This window comes from Gammaproteobacteria bacterium, assembly GCA_015709615.1.
GTDB lineage: Bacteria > Pseudomonadota > Gammaproteobacteria > Burkholderiales > Nitrosomonadaceae > Nitrosomonas.
Window position 1 is genome coordinate 1903601 of sequence record CP054179.1, and the last position, 19139, is coordinate 1922739.

Genomic DNA, 19139 nt, shown 5'->3' on the forward strand with positions numbered 1-19139 from the left:
GAATACCAATGAAAATTGAACGGCTGATCACCATTATCACCAACCTTGCCGTGGTGGCGGGTATGGTGCTGGTGGTGCTGGAATTGCAACAAAACCGGGAGGCGATTCAGATTGCGCATCAGTTATCCCTCGCGGGGTTAATCAGTCAAGCGCATCTGGCGGTTGCATCGGATCGAGAACTTGCGGACCTGGTAGCCCGGGCCAAACGTAACGACACGCAGGATTTCAGTTCAGCGGATATTGAGCGCGTCAATCACTGGGCGCTGGCGTTCCTTGAGCCGCGGATCAGTTCGTACCATCTCAGGAGCAACGAGTTCGTTGTGCTGGAAGACTGGTGCGACCTCATGCGCGACTTCACCGATCTCTACCGGCACCCCTACTTTGGCGCCATCGTGAAGTCAGATCTCAGTTACGCCGATGCTATCATGGCGGATATTGAGAACCGCTGTACTGTGAATCCGTAAGGCGGAAGCCCGTCAGGGTGGATTTTTACGTGATTTCCAAATGTGCGATCCCCGAATTGAGATCTTGCGATTGGGCTTCGTTGCTTTCCAGTTTGATTTTCAGCCGCAGTTCGTTCATCGAGTCGGCGTTGCGTAGCGCATCTTCGTAGCTGATTTTTCCGGTCTCGAATAATTCGAATAGCGCCATGTCGAAGGTTTGCATGCCCAGTTCCTTGGATTTTTTCATGATGTCCTTGATTTCATGAACATGACCCTTAAAGATCAAATCGGCGATCAGCGGTGAATTGAGCATGACTTCGATGGCGGCGGCGCGTCCTTTGCCGTCTTTCAGCGGAATCAGGCGTTGCGCGACCACGGAGCGCAAATTCAGCGATAAATCCATCAATAATTGCGCCCGGCGTTCTTCGGGGAAGAAGTTGATGATGCGGTCGAGCGCCTGGTTGGCGCTGTTGGCGTGCAATGTGCCCATACACAGGTGGCCGGTTTCAGCGAAGGCAATCGCGTGCTCCATGGTTTCGCGGTCGCGGATTTCGCCGATCAGAATGACATCGGGTGCTTGCCGCAAGGTGTTTTTCAGCGCCGCTTCCCACGATTCGGTATCGACGCCGACTTCGCGCTGCGTGATGACGCAGTTGATGTGTTCGTGCACATATTCGACCGGATCTTCGATGGTGATGATGTGTCCGTAGCTGTTTTTATTGCGATGGCCGATCAGGGCAGCCATCGAAGTCGATTTTCCCGAGCCGGTGCCGCCGACAAAAATGACCAGGCCGCGCTTGCTCATGACGACATCCTTGAGCACTTGCGGCAAACCCAAATCGTCGAATTCGGGAATTTTGGTGGTAATCGTCCGCAACACCATGCCGACGCGTTGCTGCTGGACAAACGCGTTGATGCGAAAACGTCCGATCCCCGCAGGATTGATAGCAAAATTGCATTCCTTGGTAGCGTCGAATTCCGCCACTTGCTTGTCGTTCATGATCGACTTGGCGAGCATTTCGGTATGTTGCAGCGATAGCGATTGCTGCGACACCGGCGTCATCTTTCCGTCAATCTTCATTGCCGGCGGAAATCCGGCGGTAATAAACAAATCGGATGCTTTCTTGCTGAGCATTAAGCGCAGCAGGTCTGACATAAATTTAGCAGCTTGTTCTTTATCCATTGCATACTCCCGGAATTTTTATTCTTTGCATTGGCTGATTAGCCCCTGAAATTATCTTTATTCATCGCTTGCGTTCTGGCTTCGGCCATTGAGATCGCACCGCGCTTCACCAGATCGGACAGATTCTGATCCAATGTCTGCATGCCGGCATTCTGGCCGGTCTGAATCGCCGAGTACATTTGCGCGACTTTGCCTTCGCGAATCAGATTGCGGATCGCCGGGGTACCGATCATGATTTCGTGCGCCGCCACGCGGCCTTTGCCGTCCTTGGTGCGCAACAGCGCCTGTGAAATTACCGCACGCAGTGATTCAGACAACATCGCGCGGATCATTTCCTTTTCTTCGGCTGGGAACACGTCGATGACACGATCGATCGTCTTGGCGGCGGAGCTGGTATGCAACGTGCCGAAAACCAAATGCCCGGTCTCAGCCGCCGTCATCGCCAATCGTATGGTTTCCAGGTCACGCAATTCACCCACCAGAATAATGTCCGGATCTTCACGTAACGCCGAACGCAATGCGTTGGAGAAACTGAGCGTATCCCTGCCGACTTCACGCTGATTGATCAGACATTTCTTGCTTTCATGCACAAACTCGATCGGATCTTCGAGGGTGAGGATGTGGCCGTATTCGTTTTCATTGATGTCGTTGATCATGGCCGCCAGCGTGGTCGACTTACCCGAGCCGGTCGGCCCCGTCACCAAAACGACGCCGCGCGGCTGCTTGGCGATTTCGGCAAAAATCTTGGGCGCTCGGAGATCTTCCAGGCTCAATACTCTTGACGGAATCGTGCGCATCACTGCGGCGGCGCCGCGTTGCGTATTAAAGGCATTGACACGGAAGCGCGCGAGATTGGGAACAGCAAAGGAAAAATCGCATTCCAGATGCTCTTCGTAAAATTTCCGCTGACCGTCGTTCATGATGTCGTACACCATCGCATGGACTTCCTTGTGATCCATCTCCGGCAAATTGATACGGCGGATCTCTCCGTGCACCCGGATCATCGGCGGCATCCCGGCTGAAAGGTGTAAATCCGAAGCGCTATTCTTAACCACGAATGCAAGCAGCTCTACTATATTCATTGCGACTTCCTCATAGGACAGTGTAAACAGTGCAAAAAGTGACGTGAAAAACTGATCGATCGGAACCTGAATCAACCCGCCTGTTAACGGACAAGGTCAAGCAAAAATTGAATAACGCGGGTTTAAATGCTTGGGCTTTCGCTGCATCGGTTTTTATGCAGTCTGATTGACGGCATCGGTGATTCGATTGGCCCAGGCTGCGGCTTCCAGTTCCAGTCTGGTGAATTCTTCCATACTGAGAAACCCTAACTCGGTAAGCATCGATGACACTATTTCCGTTTCCCCTTTTTCATACGCTTCGATCAATGCGAGTTGATAACCTAAAGTTCCGCGGCGGGTCAGCAGGGCTTCGCTCATGTCTTTTTGTATGCTGAGCGTACCGACAAGCTCGGACATTGCTATCCCCAGCAACGTGTCCAGCAAGGACAGCACACCGACCATGAACGCGCGATCCTGATGATTTTTATCGTGCGGGCGATCGGCAATCGCGATGGATTCGAGTAATTTCCCCCGCACGGTCGCGGTTAGCATTAATGCATCGGATGAGCCACCCTCCCTTTGTTTGGCGGCATAGAGCAAAATCTGCACCCAGCGCTGCAACTGCTTCCGGCCGATGATCATAATGGCCCGCTTGATCGAGTTAATCGTGCTGGGTAAACCGCTTGCCGCCGAATTCACCATGCGTAACAGGTTATAACTCAGGCCGGGCTGATATTTGAGCTCATTCTCAATGTCGCTCACTTCACTGTCTTTCACCACCAGCAGCAGAAGCTTCAGCAACGATAACTTGGACGGATCGATCCGCTTTCCCGAGATGATTTCCGGTTTGGCAAAATAAAATCCTTGCAGCATTTGAAAATTCAGCGCGATACAGTTTCTGGCAACTTCCGGGCTTTCAACTTTTTCAGCCAGCAGCAACACCGGCCAGCGCCTTACTTTTCTGATCAAACTGAGCAAATCGGATTGATTTAATGCCGTGATATTGATCTTGACCACATTGATGAGCGGCATAATGCGATCAAAGCTTGCATCCAAGCGCGTCACATTGGAAAGGGCTAATTGATAGCCTTTTTGTTTTAGGAATGTGCAGCGCTGAATGATCTCATCGTCGATCTCCACGCTTCTTAAAATTTCCAGCACCACATGCTTTTTGGGCAGCATGCAAATGGCATCATTCAGTAATAGCTTGGCATCGACCTTGATAAAACCGCGCCGCTTACCAATGACATTTTCTATACCTAACTGCCCATAAGTATCGATGATGACATTCGCTGAGGCGGCGGAGTTATCGGTTATCGACACTTCGTTACTCTGGTCGGAGCGGAACAAAAGTTCATAGGCAACCAAATTTTGTTTGTTATCAAGGATCGGTAACCGGCCGAGATAAACTTCCATCTCTTTTACTCCTGTTTCTTCACGCTAGCTTGCTGACAACAGAATCACTACGAATCTTTCGATTAGCGGATCGCATTGAACACTTCTATGACTTGCAGTTTCGCCACCGTCATTACCGATTCGACGATCTCGGCCGATAGCCCGAGAAAACTCCAGGTTTGCAGCGCGCGCTCGGATATTCTTTCTTCTTGATTGACTCGTAGATTGGTGCAAGGCTGAACATAATTCGCGATATTGACTGCCGCGCAAAGCGTGCAGGCATCGTATTGACATTCCTTTTCCTGCATTGGATTCAATTGATATTCAACCATCTTGCAAATATTCGGCGGCAACTTCCATTGGCGCAGCAGTTCAGCACCCAGTTGCGCATAGGTAAAACCGAAAATCTTGCGTTCCGCTTCGATTGCCGCATCCTCGCCGTGATTCATGTAACTTAATACTTTTGCTGATTCCTTGGGATATTGACTGAAGAGGATTAATCTTCCTACGCCGTGCAACAACCCGGCGATAAAAAACCGCTCCCGGCTATCGACACTGGAAGCCAACAGACGCGCAGTGACGCCGCAGGTAATGCTGTGATTCCAAAATATGTCCATATCGACCAGATCGGGCGGAATATCCTTGAATGTGGAAGTCACGGATGATGCAAGCACAAGATTACGCAGCTCTTTGTGTCCGATGATCGAAATCGCTTTTAGAACGGTTTCCACTTTTCCGGAAAAGCCGAAATAAGCGCTGTTGGCAAACTTCAATAACTTTGCCGTGAGTGCGGGATCGCTGGCAATGACCTGCTCCAATTCGCTATTGGTCGCTTCTCCGGAATCGATTAAATCATTAACGCGAATGACCACATCGGGTAAAGAAAAGATTGAACGAACGTTGGCAACTATCGTGCGTGGATCATCCATGGATGTCTCAGTTAAGAAGAAATAAAAGGGGAATCTTAGGCAGTTAAGAAAGACCCTAAGATAAACCAAATGAGGCCGGATGATGCTGACGATTAAGCGGGAAAAACTAGCGGATTTCGTCGAGAAGAGTTACCGGTACAGGTAAACCTGCCGGATGCTTTATTTTGATTTTGCAGCAATAAGCGCTTGATATTTCGCTTGCAGTTGTTCTTTACTTTCAATCTTACCGGGATTGACTTTTATACAGTCAACCGGACACACCTCGACGCATTGCGGCTCATTGTAGTGCCCGACACATTCGGTGCACAGCGCCGGATCGATCTGGTAGATTTCTTCACCTTGTGAAATCGCGCCGTTAGGACACTCAGGTTCACAAACATCGCAATTGATACATTCGTCGGTAATGATTAATGCCATTTGAATTCCTGTAACACTAGCTAACTATTTTTTCGCGCAGCTTTTTGGCAACCAAGGGATGCACAAAGGTATCGGCGTTACCGCCGAGTGACGCAATCTCACGCACCATAGTGGCAGAGATGAACATATATTGTTCCGACGGCGTCATGAACAAAGTTTCCACATCGGGGTACAACCCGCGATTCATTCCCGCCATCTGGAATTCATATTCAAAGTCGGATGCGGCGCGCAAGCCACGCAAAATAATGCGCGCATTCTGTTGCTGCAAAAAATGCATCAGCAAGCCGGAAAAGGGCATTATTTTAACATTGGAACAGCCGGATAAGACTTCTTGCGCCATTTCGACACGCTCTTCCAGGGTGAAAAACGGTTTTTTGTTGCTGCTCACCGCGACCGCCACCACCACTTGATCGAATAAGCGCGCGGCACGCCGCACCAGGTCTTCATGTCCGCGGGTTATCGGATCGAAGGTGCCGGGATAAATCGCCTTATCCATGCTGCGTCAACTCCAGCAGTTGATAATGTACGGTACCGGCTTTTGCTTTGCGCCGTACACTCCACTGTGCATCCGCAGTCCAATGGCCTTTAGTTTCGGCATAAACCAGCCCGCCCATAGCAAGATGGCTTGGCAATAAAGCCAGCAATTCCGGCAACAACGCCAGACGATAAGGGGGGTCGAGAAAAACGACATCAAATTTCCGCGTATCCGACTTCAAAAAATTCATTGCATTCATCATGACCAGCTCAACCTGAGCCGCCTGTAATTTTTCCCTATTTTCGCGCAACATGCGATAGATTGCAGCATCGTCATCGACCATCACCGCCAATGCCGCGCCGCGGGATGCGGCTTCAAAACCCAACGCACCGCTGCCGGCAAACAAATCGAGACAGCGCATGCCACTTAAATCTTGCCCCAGCCAATTAAACAGCGTTTCACGGATTCGATCGGCCGTGGGTCTTAAATCAGGATGTTCGGGAAAAGCCAGTAAGCGGCTGCGCCATTGACCGCCGATGATACGAACTTTGCCGCGAGCTGACGCCATCGATGCAAATGCTATTCAACTGCGCCGACGATCACCGTCACCATGCCGTCAGGTTGTATCCGCCGCTGGAATGCATCCCGGATCTGCTCGGTGGTAACCGCTTCAACGGCTTCCAGATAATCCGTTAAATAAGTCAGCGGTAAACGATAAAAACCGATCATGGATAAAAAACCCAATATCTTGCTATTGCTGTCGATGCGCAGCGGAAAACCGCCGATGATATTCTGCTTTGCCGCCTTTAATTCTTCCTCAGTCGGGCCATTCGCGACAAATTCCTTAAGCACTTTGTACGTTAAGGTCAAGGCTTCTTCCGATTGCTCCTTTTTGGTTTGCAAGCCGATTTGAAACGGCCCCTGCTCTTTATAAGGGGAAAAGAAACTGTAGACACTGTAAGCCAAACCGCGTTGTTGGCGGATTGCTTCCATCAGGCGCGAAACAAATCCGCCGCCGCCCAGAATGTGATTACCGACCAGCAGCGGAAAATAATCCGGATCGCTGCGCCGCAATCCCGGATAGGCGATTTGGATGTGGCTTTGCGTTGCCGGATGAGGAATTCGTTTGATCCCCGCCGCCGGTATCGATACCGGCGGTATTTCCGTGTTAGCTCCGCCGGCAGATAATTTTTCCGTTAATTGTTCGGCAATCGCCGCCGCTTCGGTCTTGGTGACATCACCCATAATCGCGATCACTGCATTCTTGGCGACATAATAAGCACGATAAAATGCCACCAGATCTTCCCGCTGCAGACGGTTCAACGTGTCGATTTCACCCATTTCATTGAGTCCGTAGGGATGAGAACCATACAGCATTTTCATCAATTCACGTTCGCCGATGTAATCCGGCTTAGTGCTGGATTCCTTGATACTGGCGGCGGTTCTTGCTTTTTCCCGCACCATGACATCTGGCGGAAATTCCGGCTGCTGAATAACACGCGCCAATATATCCAGTGCCTGCTTGCGTTCCCGCTCGCTACTCAGTGTACGTAACGCGATACCGGCGCGGTCACGGTCAAAATGGCTTTTCAGCTGCGCGCCGACATCGGCCAGCGTGGTGGCGATCTGATCTTCCGACAACCCGCCCGCGCCGAGATTGAGCAAATGTTGAACCAGACTGGCGCGACCGGATTTATCGGCAGTATCCATGCCGCTGCCGGCAGCAAATTCAACGCTGACATCCACTATCGGCAGGTCATGATTTTCAACGAAATACACGCGCGCACCGGATGCGGTTGACCAGGTTTGGATCGGCAATGTGGCCCACGCCCATTGGGTATAAAAACCGAATAGCACAATAAAAATGAATCGTTTTATTTGCACCCCAATACCTCCTGCACTACGTTCACTCAGCATAAAAAGAAGAAAAATCCCTATCAAGATCAGCCGCTATTGCGCAGGCCGGCCGTTACCCCGTTGATCGTCAGATGAATCGAGCGCTTGACTTCTTCACTATCCTCACCCGAGCGGTAACGGCGCAGCAGTTCTACCTGCAAGTGGTTGAGCGGATCGATATACGGCGTTCTATTGCGGATGCTGCGCGCCAATGTTGGATTGTCCTGCAACAATTCGGTATGACCGGTCACGGCGAACAGCCATTTTTCACTGCGCGCGCGCTCATCCTGAATACGTCTGAAAATCAGCGCGCGTAGCGCTGCATTCTCAACCAGCTCGGCATAGCGTGACGCAATGCCCATATCGGTTTTAGCCAGTACCATATCCATATTCGACAATAATGTTTGCATGAAAGGCCATTTGCGGTACATCTCCTGCAATAACGCCAATCCTTGCCCTTTTTGCTCTTCCTGATTGACAAAGGCTTCCACCGCATGACCAAAACCATACCAGCCGGGGAGCATCATCCGGCTCAGACTCCAGCTGAATACCCAAGGAATCGCACGCAAATCTTCAATCGAATCGGAATTCTTGCGCGAAGGCGGTCTGCTGCCGATGTGCAACCCGGCCATTTCGCGGATCGGCGTGGATTCCAGGAAGAATTGCTTAAATCCCGGTGTTTCATATACCAAGTCACGATAAGCCGCGAAAGAAGCGGAGGCAAGCTTCTCCATGGCGCGATAATAGCGATCGGCATTCGCGCCAAGCGAATCGTGGCTGAGCAGCGTCGCCTCCATGGTCGCTGCCACCAATGTCTCAAGGTTGCGGCGGCCGATTTCAGGTTCGGCGTATTTGCTGCTGATCACCTCACCCTGCTCGGTCACGCGGATCTGGCCATTCACGCTGCCCGGCGGTTGCGCCAAAATACTTTGATAGCTGGGTCCGCCACCCCGCCCCACGGTGCCGCCACGACCATGAAACAAACGTAATTCGACTTTGTGTTTGGCAAAAACCTTGGTGAGTTCGATCTCGGCTTTATAAATTTCCCAATTCGACGTGATAAAACCGCCGTCCTTGTTGCTATCCGAATAACCGAGCATCACTTCCTGCACATTGCCGCGTGAATTCAGCAGCTTGCGATAATACGGCAGAGAAAACAGCTGATCCATGATGGCGCTGCAACTGCGCAGATCGGAGATGGTTTCGAATAACGGGATAATATTGAGTTGCAGCTGCGGATTTTCTCCGGCTTGCAACAAACCGGATTGCTGTAACAGAAAGGCCACTTCTAGCACATTAATGACACCGGTCGTCATCGATATGATGTAATTCGTCATCGCTGCGCGGCCGAAGCGGCGATGAATTTCGGCCGCGCATTGCAGAATACGCAACTCGGATTGCGCCAGCTCGGAAAAATCATCAAACGAAGCCAGTACCGGGCGCGGCTGGCTGATTTCTGCCAGCAACCAGCCGATGCGTTCTTTTTCGCTCAGTTGCAGATAATCCTTGCGCTTCGTGCTGTGTTCGAATAGCTCACTGACGACCTGTTCATGGATTTTGCTGTGCTGACGCATATCCAGCGGAGCCAAATGGAAACCGAATACATCCACGGCACGGCGCAGATTGCGTACCGCGCCGCGCGCAATCCAAGAAGACTTATGCTGTTTCAAGGACTCAATGATGGCATTGAGATCGTGCAAAAATTCGGCGCTGCTGGAATACGGCGCTCTAGGTTCGGCCGGTGTGTATTGCGTCACCTGATGGCCCAATTGATGCGCAGTTGCAACCAAGCGCGCGGCAATGCTGAGAAAAATCCGCCGGTAAGGCTCATCGGAGCGGTTGGGTATATCCGGCGCGGTAGTGGTTAATTGTTTAACTTCATCGCTGACTTGCACGATTTGTTCGGTCAGGCTCATAGAGCGGCCGATTTTTTGCGCGGCATCGATATAAAAATCCAATGCCACCGACGATTGGCGCTCCACCGCGCGCAGCATGACATCGTGCGTGACAAACGGATTGCCGTCGCGGTCGCCGCCGATCCAGCTGCCGATACGTAAAAACGAAGTCACCGGCGGAATATCATGCGCGAGACGGCGCTCGAGCAAATCTTCTATTTTTGCGTAGATATAGGGTATTTCACTCAAAAACGTGTAGCTGTAATAAGCTAGCCCGTTTTCAATTTCATCGTAGACTGACAAGCGGCTTGGCCGCAGCATGCGCGTTTGCCATAAAATTTGAATGGTGGCCCGCAGTCCTTCTTCATTGTGGCGCAATTCGTTCGGCGTCAATTCGGTCAGCGCGCGCTCTTTCAGCAGACGCTCGATCGCCAGCTGGCAATCCAATATGCTGCGGCGCTGCACTTCCGTCGGATGCGCGGTGAGCACCGGCGAAACCAGCGCTTTATTAAAAAATTCCGTCAGAACGGCACGTTCGTTTCCATGCGCCAACACACGTTCCAGCGCCAATGTCACGCTACCTTCCTGCGGTGAAGACCCGGCGCGCAAATGCGCACGCCGCCGCCGGTTGTGATGCACATCCTCCGCAATATTGGACAGCAAGGAAAAATAACTGAACCCGCGCACAACAGACAACGAATCCTTATCGCTCAAGCGGTTGAGTATCGCATCCAATTCCTCGCGCGCCTTGAGATCCTGATCGCGATGAAAACGAATCGCGGTTTGACGTATATTCTCGACCAGCTCGAAAGCGCTATCGCCATCTTGTTCGCGTAGCGTATCGCCCAGCAATCGCCCTAGAAAACGAATATCTTCGCGTAACGGCGAGTCCTTATCACTGACTAATTTATTATTGTTGCTGTTATTCCCTGTATCAGCTGCGCTCATCGCATTACATACCCACGATTAAAAATGAATCCAGCATGTACCGGCAATAAGCCAAGTCACTATCGGCCATGCTAAAATGATTGCCATGCAAATTTTTTTGTAATTTTTTCATTTTATACTATTAATGCCCAATTCACTTTTATCTCCACAGAAAATCGTCATCGCATCCCGGGAGAGTTTACTTGCGATGTGGCAAGCGCAGTTCATCCAGAAATGTTTGCGCGAATTATACCCGCAAACTGAAATCAGCATACTCGGCATGACAACGCGCGGCGATCAAATACTGGATCAATCTTTATCGAAAATCGGCGGAAAAGGATTGTTCATCAAAGAACTCGAGCAAGCATTGGAAGACGGGCGCGCCGATATCGCCGTGCACTCGATGAAAGACATGCCGATGAATGTGCCGGAAGGATTTAAGCTGGCGGCCATAACCGAACGGGAAGATCCGCGCGATGCTTTCGTTTCCAATCATTATGGCAGCCTCGATGCATTGCCCGAGGGCAGTGTCGTCGGCACCTCAAGTTTGCGGCGCGAAAGTCAACTGCGTGCGCAATTCCCGCACCTTCAAGTGCAACCGTTGCGCGGTAACGTACAAACCCGCTTGCGCAAACTCGATGAAGGACAGTATGCGGCGATCATTCTGGCAGCCGCCGGTTTAAAAAGGCTGGGACTATCCGACCGCATCACAGCGTTGTTGAATCCCGGACAAAGCTTGCCCGCGGTCGGGCAAGGCGCTCTGGGAATCGAGTGCCGGGCCGACCGTACCGACTTGGTTGAATTGATGCAACCGCTGCACCACCCGGAAACCGCCTATTGCGTCGAAGCCGAGCGTGCCATGAGCCGTGTGTTGGGCGGCAGCTGCCAAGTGCCGCTGGGCGCGTTTGGTGAAATCATCAACGGTTCGTTGCAACTGCGCGGATTCGTGGCGCAGCCCGATGGCAGCCGCATTGTAAGCGATGCGCTGAATGGCAAACCGGAGAACGGCATTACGATGGGGCAGCAGCTGGCGCAAAAGCTCATTAATAAAGGTGCCGGTGAAATCCTGGCGGCCTTGGTCCCGGCAGAAGGCTGGAAATAACATTGCCTGCCAGCACACAACTTACCGGCCTTAACATAGTGGTTACCCGTCCGGCGCATCAATCCGCTTTTCTGGCGGAACAGATTCGCGCTTTGGGTGGCAATCCGATTTTACTTCCAGTTTTGGAAATTGCGGATGTTCCCGATTTGGAGCCGTTGAAGAATATCATCCTTCGCCTGGATGAATTCGACTGGGCAATTTTTGTCAGTCCGAATGCCGTCAACAAAAGCATGCCGTTGATCATCCGGCAGCGCGCACTGCCCGCGCATCTGAAAATCGCCACTGTCGGCAAAGGCAGCGCGGATACCTTGAAACAATACGGTGTCGATGATGTGCTCGTCCCGGATGGAAATTCCGATAGCGAAGCGTTACTCCAGCAAGCTGTACTGCAACACATGGCCGGGCAACGGGTTGTGATCTTCCGGGGTAACGGCGGCAGGCAGTTATTGGGCGATACACTCACACAGCGCGGCGCGCAGGTGGAATATGCCGAATGCTATCAGCGCCGCAAACCCGATCTGGATACAGCGCCGCTACTAGCCGATTGGTCACACGGTAAAATACACGCCGTGATTATCACGAGTAGCGAAGGGTTGCATAATTTATTTGACATAATAGGCATGCTTGGCCAACAATTGCTGAAATTGACTCCGGTTTTCACAGTTCACGAACGGATTGCTCAGACCGCCAGAGAATTAGGACTGGAAAAAATCATCAAAGCGCCTTGTGCGGGTGATGAGGGCTTACTGAAGGGCCTGCAAACATACTTTCAGGCAACCGGAAAACGGTACAACTGAACGAATGTACATGTATTGGCAAGCGCGGTTCAATATTAACAATAACGTCTCTACTGCAATGAAGGAGAATATATGAAACTGATACTCTGGCTATTGGCGCTATTCGCTGCTGCTGTAGCTGTCACCTTGGCTGCCAAAAACACAACGGGGCGTGCTCTGATAGAAATGCCGCCATACCAATTGGAATTACCTCTAGATCAATTTATCATTGGCGCGGTCGTAGCTTTCTTTGTTTTTTACATTCTGGTGCGGTTTATCTTAGGAATTTTTGGTTTTAGTCAACGGCATCGTCATAAAAAAACGGATGAAATGCTCTTATCCGGATTAAAAGCATACTTGGAAGGTGACTATGTCAAATCACAAAAGAATACAGCCGTTGCATTAAAATTAGCCGATTCTTCAACAGCCAAAGCAATCAGTGCCGTCATTGCAGCTCGTTCAGCGCAAATGCTTGATGAGGCCGTAGCGCGTGATCAATATATCAATACCGCGCTTACCGAAGCACCGGATGAAAAGTCGCTTTGTTTGGCCGCAAAAACCGAGTTCCTGTTAAAAAATGAGAACTATCAAGAAGCACTCAAAATATTGCAATCGCTGTATTCAGAAGGTGGTTTGCAATCCACCGCCGTGCTGCAACTAGAGCTGGAAGCACAGCAGCAAGCAGGGAATTGGGATGCGGTTCTTGAATTGACCGGTATATTGGCCAAACGACAATCAGTGAACAAAGCGCTGATAAAGAAATTAAAACACGATGCGCAAATAAAAAATATCAGAAGCAAAGCCACCGATTTGCAGTCATTGAATCAATATTGGCAGCACATATCACCGCTGGATAAAATGGATAGCAAGCTTTCCGCTGCTGCCGCGCGCGCCTACATCTCTCTGGGTAATTGCAATATGGCCAATAAGATTATTGAGTCGAGTGTGCCTTTTACCTGGGACGACGAATTAATCGAACTGTATTCGGAATGTTTGGACTATCACGTCAGCAGACAAATCGAATGCGCCGAAGTTTGGCTTAGGGCACAACCGAACAATGCACAATTGCTGCTGACCTTGGGTAAACTTTGCACATATTGTGAACTTTGGGGTAAAGCGCAAAATTATTTGGAAGCAAGTTTATCGGTTCAACCTGGACAAAAAGCGCATTTTGCCTTAGCGCAATTGAACGAGAAATTAGGCAAGCATGAACTCGCTATGGATCATTACAATAAAGGGCTGCAATTAACACTCAAACAGCTCAATTGAAATAGTCACGATGTGAGACTAATTTATTTACAGTATTTAAGAGAATACTGTAAATAAGCATCCATGAACGAGCATAGGCCGAACATTGCCGGGCTATGAGATCTGACGACTTTACCGGATACGATGGCGGAAGGAGATACTTCTATCCAGTAGGGCTCGTCATGAAATCAACCGATCAATATTTCACTGAAGCTTGTAACGCGAAGCGTGCCAGTATGACAAATCCTGCTTCAGTAAGCTGCCATTTTGGAATCAGATGCTGGCTACCACAACCCGTTCGCCATAACAACCCGGCTATCCTTACATCCCATTTACCCATCGGCAAGGAATGGCAGGAATGATAATAATGCTGATCACATTCTACTGAATCCCGATTGTTCCCCCGTCACTCGCTTAAATTGTCCCATTATCACCACTCTAATCGTTTAGGAAGCCCTGAAAAAAGGTAGCGAGCGACAGCCAGGCGAGGCGAAATCAAGTGAAAAGCGCAATTCACAAGTGGTAAATGAGATTTTGAGCCTGATTTCAACGCAGAATGGCTGAGCAGTAGTTTTTCAGAGCCTTCTTAAGTTTTCACGAATAAAACGGAAGTGCTTTACCTGATCAGACTTTGATATATCATTACCTCTGTCAGGGAAAACAAAGTTATTAAGAATCTAAAAGCGGAAAAAGACTTTCTTGGAAACGGGAGAAAATGAGCACGCGAAATATACCGCCCGACCGCGCTATCGCTATGCTGTCGGTCATCAAGGAATTCAATCATCTGTCGCCACAAGAAATTGAGGCGGTTGCCGTTGCCTGTCAATGGCATCGCTATGATGCTGGAAATGAAATCGTGCGTTATCGCGATCACAGCAACAGCGTTTTTTTCATTATCCAAGGTGAAATTCGCGTGATGTATCACAGCTTGTCGGGGCAAGAAGTGATTCTGTGCAATTTGTCTGCAGGCGATATGCTTGGCGAGCTGACGGCGATAGACGGCCATCCCCGCTCCGCCACGGCAATTGCCAGAACCAGTGCGTTGCTGGCGTCGATGCCCGCAATACACTTTCAGAATCTGGTGTACTCCAACCGGCAAATTGCCGAGACCATACTCAAGCGTTTGACCGCGCAAGTTCGCCGCCTCACTGAACGTGTTTACGATTTCAGCACGCTGGCGGTACCCAACCGGATCAGGACCGAACTGTTGCGTTTGGCTAGAGATCACATGACCTCGGCAAATGCTGCGATCATTTCACCATCACCGACGCAAACCGAAATTGCCAATTTAGTCAGTACGCATCGCGAAGCGGTCTCGCGTGAACTGAAAAAACTCGTCAAAGACAAGCTCATCATGCGCCGTGGACATGATTTGTATGTGCTCGATATCGCCAGGCTGACTCAATTGGTTGACGAAGCGCGCGGCAGCTTTTAGGAAAGCTTTGAAAAACGGCCGCGCTCGGTCATGCGGCGTTGAAATCCGACACAAAAAGCTCATTGACCATCTCCACTTGTAAATTGCGTTTTCCCGCCTGAGCTGGCGTTGCTTGGCCGTTGCTCGCCGCTTTATCCGGCGTTTCCTTAGCGAAAATCCAGCCACCGTAATTCCACCGGGGCCGTGCCGATTATTTGTTAAGCCTGGCTTAAATGTGGCAAACTTCGCAATTGAACTTATTACGGGTATTTTAATTCGTGTCCCCCTACGAACTTTTCATCGGCTTGCGATATACGCGGGCCAAGAAACGCAATCACTTTATCTCATTTATTTCGTTGATTTCCCTAATGGGGATTACGCTGGGAATGACGGCGCTGATTACCGTCATGTCGGTCATGAACGGTTTCCAGAAAGAAGTGCGCACCCGTATTCTGGGCGTCGCATCGCATGTTCAGATCGGTAGCTTGCATGGCAACCTGAGCCACTGGCAGCAAATCGCGGATGAAGCCGGTAAACATCCAGCTGTCGAAGCCGCCGCCCCGTATGTCAGCGCGCAAGGCATGCTGTCGCATAACCAGGTGGTGCAGGGTGTGATCGTGCGCGGTATTTTACCGGCGATGGAGGATAAGGTAGCCAATTTTTCCCAAGCGATGGTCAGCGGCAAACTGGATAATTTAGTTCCGGGAGAATTCGGTATCGTGATCGGCATGGAACTGGCGCGCGTGCTGGGCACTTTCGTCGGCGATAAAATCGTGTTGATTTCACCGCAAGGCCAAGTCACGCCGGCGGGCATTTTGCCTCGGCTGAAGCAATTCACCGTGGTCGGTATCTTCGAGGTAGGACATTTTGAATACGACTCCGGACTGGTCTTGATCCACATGTTCGACGCACAAAAATTGTACCGCATGGAAAACGACGATGTCTCCGGCGTACGTCTCAAGCTGACCGATTTGTTTCAAGCGCCCAAGGTAGTGCAAGAACTACCGGCGTTGCTGACCATCGACAGTTATATCAGCGATTGGACCAAACAGCACGCCAATTACTTTCGTGCCATCCAAATTGAAAAACGTATGCTGTCGCTGATTCTGGCATTGATCATAGCGGTTGCGGCATTCAATATCGTCTCGACTCTGGTGATGGCGGTCACGGATAAAGAATCCGACATCGCGATTTTGCGCACACTCGGTGCAAGCCCGCGCAGTATCATGAAAATATTCATCGTGCAGGGGACGTTCATCGGCGTTTTCGGCACTATTCTCGGCGTTACCGGCGGCATGCTGCTGGCTTACAACGTCAGTGAAGTGGTTGCATTCATCGAAAGTTTGTTCAATGTGCAATTCCTGTCGCGCGAAATTTATTACATCAGCAAAATCCCGACCGATCCGCAAATGGCCGACATCACCAGTGTGGCCGTAACCTCCTTTGTCCTGAGTCTGCTGGCCACGATTTATCCCAGCTACCGCGCATCCAAAGTAAACCCGGCGGAGGCGTTGCGCTATGAATGATGGGGTCATTTCCTGCCGCAACCTGGTTAAGCAGTTTTCACAAGGCGATCTGGCGGTTCCGGTACTGAAAGGCGTCAACCTGGATTTGCGCAAAGGCGAGATGCTGGCGATCGTCGGCGCATCCGGTTCGGGCAAAAGCACGCTGCTGCATGTGCTCGGCGGGTTGGATGCACCGACCAGCGGCGATATCCGCATTCTCGGGCAAAATATCGCGCAAATCAGCGAAGAACAACGCTGCCGCTTGCGTAACGGCTCGCTTGGTTTCATTTACCAGTTTCATCATTTGCTGCCGGAATTCAGCGCGCTGGAAAATGTTGCCATGCCGTTGCTGATCCGCCGCCTGCCGAACCGGGAAGCGTACGACCGCGCCGCCGATATGCTGAAACTGGTCGGCTTGAGCCATCGCCTGACGCATACCCCCGGCGAACTGTCCGGCGGCGAGCGCCAGCGCGCTGCGGTAGCGCGCGCGTTGGTCACACAACCCGCCTGTATTCTGGCGGATGAACCCACCGGTAATTTGGACCGGCAAACCGCCGAGCATGTCTTCGATTTGATGCTGGAATTGAATCATAAAATCAACGCCAGTCTGGTCATCGTCACGCACGATGCGCGTCTGGCCAACCGCGCGCAACGCATCCAGCAACTGATCGACGGTGTTTTGTGCGACATCGATCAAGCATCATGACGTTGCAACCGGCAATTTCCGATTCATTCTAATATCAGCCTATGCGTACATTATTCACGTACATCATGGTTTTCCCACGGCGCAGCGCATTCGTGCTCGTTGCTTTGCTGATCGCCGGTATCGCGGAAGGATTGAGCTTGACCGCGTTACTGCCTTTGATATCGATTGCCGTCGGCGATGCCGCAGGATCGAACAGCTCAGGCATCGGTCAATTCATGGAAAAAGCGCTGCGGGACATCGGCATCGATCCGACGCTGGATACCATCTTGGTCATCATCGTCGGCGGTATGTTTTTCAAGGGGTTCGTGTTGCTGCTGGCGAATCGCCAGGTCGGTTATACCGTTGCGCATGTGGCGACCGCGTTGCGTCTGGATCTGATCGAGGCTTTACTGGCCAGCCGCTGGCAATATTATCTGCGCCAGCCGGTCGGTTCGCTTGCCAATTCGATCGCTTCGGAAGCTTATCGCGCGGCCAACGGCTTCGAGCATAGCGTCAATGTGCTGGCTCTGATGGTGCAGGTGCTGGTGTACGCCATCGTCGCATTGTTTATCTCCTGGGAGGCCACACTCGCTTCGTTGATTATCGGCTCCTTTCTGTTGTTTGTGCTTAACAGCCTAGTCAGCGCCACGCGCCGCGCAGGCACGAAGCAGACTCATTTGTTGCGCGATTTACTCGCCTACCTGTCGGATGTGCTGAGTTCGGTGAAATCGCTCAAGGCGATGGCGCGCGATAACGTGGCCGACGCCATTTTGCGCGAGCAAACGCAGCAACTGGAAAAAGCCACGCGCCGCGAGGTGATGAACCGGGAAGCTTTGAATTCGCTGCAAGAACCCATTCTCGCCGCACTGACAGCCAGCGGGCTGTATCTCGCGCTGGTAGTCTGGCAGTTATCCCTGCCGGAAGTGATGCTGATGGTATTTTTGCTGACGCGCATCCTGGGCTTGTTGAATAAGACACAACGCCGGCACCAGCAACTGGCCGCGCAGGAAAGCGCCTACTGGGCGTTGCGCAAGGCCGCCGAAGGCGCGCGCGCGGCCGCCGAGAGAGCGACCGGGACACTGCAACCCACGCTGCAAAAGGGCATCGCACTGCACCATGTCAAATTCAATTACGAGCGCAAAGTCATATTCCGGGATCTGCATATCGACATTCCGATTAATACGTTTACCGCCGTCATGGGGCCATCCGGCGCCGGCAAGAGCACGCTGCTGGATCTGCTGTGCGGATTGACCGAGCCGCAATCCGGTGAAGTGCGGATCGACGACGTGCCGCTGCATGACATCAATCTGCGCCAATGGCGTCACATGATCGGTTACGTTTCGCAGGACACCATTTTGTTGCACGACACCGTACTGAATAACATTCTGGTCGGAGAACCGTCACTCACCGCCGACGATGCCGAACGAGCGCTGCGCCAGGCCGGTGCGTGGGATTTTGTCAGCGCGCTGCCGGACGGCATGCTGACCGTAGTCGGTGAGCGCGGCGGATTGCTATCCGGCGGGCAACGTCAGCGTATCGCAATTGCACGGGCGCTGGCGCATAAGCCGTCGTTCCTGATTCTGGACGAACCTACCAGCGCGCTGGATCCGGAAAGCGAACGCACCATCTGTGAAACATTGCAACTCTTGGCGCAGGATCTGACGATTATTGCCGTCTCGCACCAGCCGGCGGTCATCAACGCCGCCGATCGCGTTTTCATACTGTCCAACGGCATAGCCGAACCGCTATCGCAGCCGGCGGCGCACGTGTAATCCACGCCACACCGCC

Annotated in this window: 17 protein-coding genes; 8 read left to right on the forward strand and 9 right to left on the reverse strand. The window is 51.5% G+C overall.

The window, feature by feature from the left end:
- Positions 1-8 precede the first annotated feature (8 nt).
- Complete coding sequence (locus tag HRU77_09225; GenBank protein ID QOJ20857.1) at positions 9-464, forward strand: hypothetical protein; 456 nt, start codon at positions 9-11, stop codon at positions 462-464.
- Positions 465-489: 25 nt separating this feature from the next.
- Here HRU77_09225 and HRU77_09230 read toward each other — a convergent pair whose 3' ends face one another.
- The 9 genes from HRU77_09230 to ppc form a co-directional block, all read right to left on the reverse strand.
- Positions 490-1626 carry a PilT/PilU family type 4a pilus ATPase gene (locus tag HRU77_09230; protein QOJ20858.1) on the reverse strand — a complete coding sequence of 379 codons (1137 nt, stop codon included), beginning with the start codon at positions 1624-1626 and terminating at the stop codon, positions 490-492.
- Between the two features lie 38 nt (positions 1627-1664).
- On the reverse strand, positions 1665-2708 hold the full coding sequence (locus HRU77_09235) for a type IV pilus twitching motility protein PilT (GenBank protein ID QOJ20859.1): 1044 nt from the start codon (positions 2706-2708) through the stop codon (positions 1665-1667).
- Positions 2709-2861: 153 nt separating this feature from the next.
- On the reverse strand, positions 2862-4103 hold the full coding sequence (locus HRU77_09240) for an HDOD domain-containing protein (protein ID QOJ20860.1): 1242 nt from the start codon (positions 4101-4103) through the stop codon (positions 2862-2864).
- Positions 4104-4165: 62 nt separating this feature from the next.
- Entirely contained in the window at positions 4166-5011 is an 846-nt protein-coding gene (locus HRU77_09245) for an HDOD domain-containing protein (GenBank protein ID QOJ20861.1), read from the reverse strand.
- Between the two features lie 159 nt (positions 5012-5170).
- Positions 5171-5428 (reverse strand): YfhL family 4Fe-4S dicluster ferredoxin, encoded by a 258-nt coding sequence (locus tag HRU77_09250; protein QOJ20862.1) that lies wholly within the window; start codon positions 5426-5428, stop codon positions 5171-5173.
- Between the two features lie 16 nt (positions 5429-5444).
- Positions 5445-5924, reverse strand: coding sequence for a pantetheine-phosphate adenylyltransferase (coaD, locus tag HRU77_09255; protein ID QOJ20863.1), 480 nt, complete (start codon positions 5922-5924; stop codon positions 5445-5447).
- Positions 5917-6471 carry a 16S rRNA (guanine(966)-N(2))-methyltransferase RsmD gene (rsmD, locus tag HRU77_09260; GenBank protein ID QOJ20864.1) on the reverse strand — a complete coding sequence of 185 codons (555 nt, stop codon included), beginning with the start codon at positions 6469-6471 and terminating at the stop codon, positions 5917-5919. Before rsmD ends, coaD begins: the two co-directional genes overlap by 8 nt.
- Before the next feature lie 11 nt (positions 6472-6482).
- The gene (locus HRU77_09265; GenBank protein ID QOJ20865.1) at positions 6483-7820 is read right to left on the reverse strand and encodes an insulinase family protein; all 1338 of its coding nucleotides are present in this window, start codon (positions 7818-7820) and stop codon (positions 6483-6485) included.
- A gap of 26 nt (positions 7821-7846) precedes the next feature.
- Positions 7847-10642 carry a phosphoenolpyruvate carboxylase gene (gene ppc, locus HRU77_09270; GenBank protein QOJ20866.1) on the reverse strand — a complete coding sequence of 932 codons (2796 nt, stop codon included), beginning with the start codon at positions 10640-10642 and terminating at the stop codon, positions 7847-7849.
- Positions 10643-10766: 124 nt separating this feature from the next.
- Here ppc and hemC point away from each other — a divergent pair, with 124 nt between their 5' ends.
- The 7 genes from hemC (at position 10767) to HRU77_09305 (ending at position 19123) form a co-directional block, all read left to right on the forward strand.
- Positions 10767-11723 (forward strand): hydroxymethylbilane synthase, encoded by a 957-nt coding sequence (hemC, locus tag HRU77_09275; protein QOJ20867.1) that lies wholly within the window; start codon positions 10767-10769, stop codon positions 11721-11723.
- A 2-nt stretch (positions 11724-11725) separates the two neighbouring features.
- A complete protein-coding gene (locus tag HRU77_09280) occupies positions 11726-12520 on the forward strand; it encodes a uroporphyrinogen-III synthase (GenBank protein ID QOJ20868.1) in 795 nt (264 codons plus the stop codon).
- 72 nt (positions 12521-12592) lie between these two features.
- Positions 12593-13768: a heme biosynthesis protein HemY gene (locus HRU77_09285; GenBank protein ID QOJ20869.1), complete on the forward strand. Its 1176-nt coding sequence runs from the start codon at positions 12593-12595 to the stop codon at positions 13766-13768.
- 694 nt (positions 13769-14462) lie between these two features.
- On the forward strand, positions 14463-15182 hold the full coding sequence (locus HRU77_09290; protein QOJ20870.1) for a Crp/Fnr family transcriptional regulator: 720 nt from the start codon (positions 14463-14465) through the stop codon (positions 15180-15182).
- A 257-nt stretch (positions 15183-15439) separates the two neighbouring features.
- Positions 15440-16687 carry a lipoprotein-releasing ABC transporter permease subunit gene (locus tag HRU77_09295; protein ID QOJ20871.1) on the forward strand — a complete coding sequence of 416 codons (1248 nt, stop codon included), beginning with the start codon at positions 15440-15442 and terminating at the stop codon, positions 16685-16687.
- Positions 16680-17372: a lipoprotein-releasing ABC transporter ATP-binding protein LolD gene (lolD, locus tag HRU77_09300; GenBank protein ID QOJ20872.1), complete on the forward strand. Its 693-nt coding sequence runs from the start codon at positions 16680-16682 to the stop codon at positions 17370-17372. The genes HRU77_09295 and lolD overlap by 8 nt, the downstream gene beginning before the upstream one ends.
- Positions 17373-17413: 41 nt before the next feature.
- Positions 17414-19123, forward strand: a complete 1710-nt coding sequence (locus HRU77_09305) for an ABC transporter ATP-binding protein (GenBank protein ID QOJ20873.1) — start codon at positions 17414-17416, stop codon at positions 19121-19123.
- Positions 19124-19139: the final 16 nt, after the last annotated feature.

What these genes read in the sequence shown, in the direction of transcription:
- HRU77_09225 (QOJ20857.1), top strand. Translation starts at nt 9, where the DNA reads ATGAAAATTGAACGGCTGATCACCATTATCACCAACCTTGCCGTGGTG.
- HRU77_09230 (QOJ20858.1), bottom strand. Translation starts at nt 1,626, where the DNA reads ATGGATAAAGAACAAGCTGCTAAATTTATGTCAGACCTGCTGCGCTTA.
- HRU77_09235 (QOJ20859.1), bottom strand. Translation starts at nt 2,708, where the DNA reads ATGAATATAGTAGAGCTGCTTGCATTCGTGGTTAAGAATAGCGCTTCG.
- HRU77_09240 (QOJ20860.1), bottom strand. Translation starts at nt 4,103, where the DNA reads ATGGAAGTTTATCTCGGCCGGTTACCGATCCTTGATAACAAACAAAAT.
- HRU77_09245 (QOJ20861.1), bottom strand. Translation starts at nt 5,011, where the DNA reads ATGGATGATCCACGCACGATAGTTGCCAACGTTCGTTCAATCTTTTCT.
- HRU77_09250 (QOJ20862.1), bottom strand. Translation starts at nt 5,428, where the DNA reads ATGGCATTAATCATTACCGACGAATGTATCAATTGCGATGTTTGTGAA.
- coaD (QOJ20863.1), bottom strand. Translation starts at nt 5,924, where the DNA reads ATGGATAAGGCGATTTATCCCGGCACCTTCGATCCGATAACCCGCGGA.
- rsmD (QOJ20864.1), bottom strand. Translation starts at nt 6,471, where the DNA reads ATGGCGTCAGCTCGCGGCAAAGTTCGTATCATCGGCGGTCAATGGCGC.
- HRU77_09265 (QOJ20865.1), bottom strand. Translation starts at nt 7,820, where the DNA reads ATGCTGAGTGAACGTAGTGCAGGAGGTATTGGGGTGCAAATAAAACGA.
- ppc (QOJ20866.1), bottom strand. Translation starts at nt 10,642, where the DNA reads ATGAGCGCAGCTGATACAGGGAATAACAGCAACAATAATAAATTAGTC.
- hemC (QOJ20867.1), top strand. Translation starts at nt 10,767, where the DNA reads ATGCCCAATTCACTTTTATCTCCACAGAAAATCGTCATCGCATCCCGG.
- HRU77_09285 (QOJ20869.1), top strand. Translation starts at nt 12,593, where the DNA reads ATGAAACTGATACTCTGGCTATTGGCGCTATTCGCTGCTGCTGTAGCT.
- HRU77_09290 (QOJ20870.1), top strand. Translation starts at nt 14,463, where the DNA reads ATGAGCACGCGAAATATACCGCCCGACCGCGCTATCGCTATGCTGTCG.
- lolD (QOJ20872.1), top strand. Translation starts at nt 16,680, where the DNA reads ATGAATGATGGGGTCATTTCCTGCCGCAACCTGGTTAAGCAGTTTTCA.
- HRU77_09305 (QOJ20873.1), top strand. Translation starts at nt 17,414, where the DNA reads ATGCGTACATTATTCACGTACATCATGGTTTTCCCACGGCGCAGCGCA.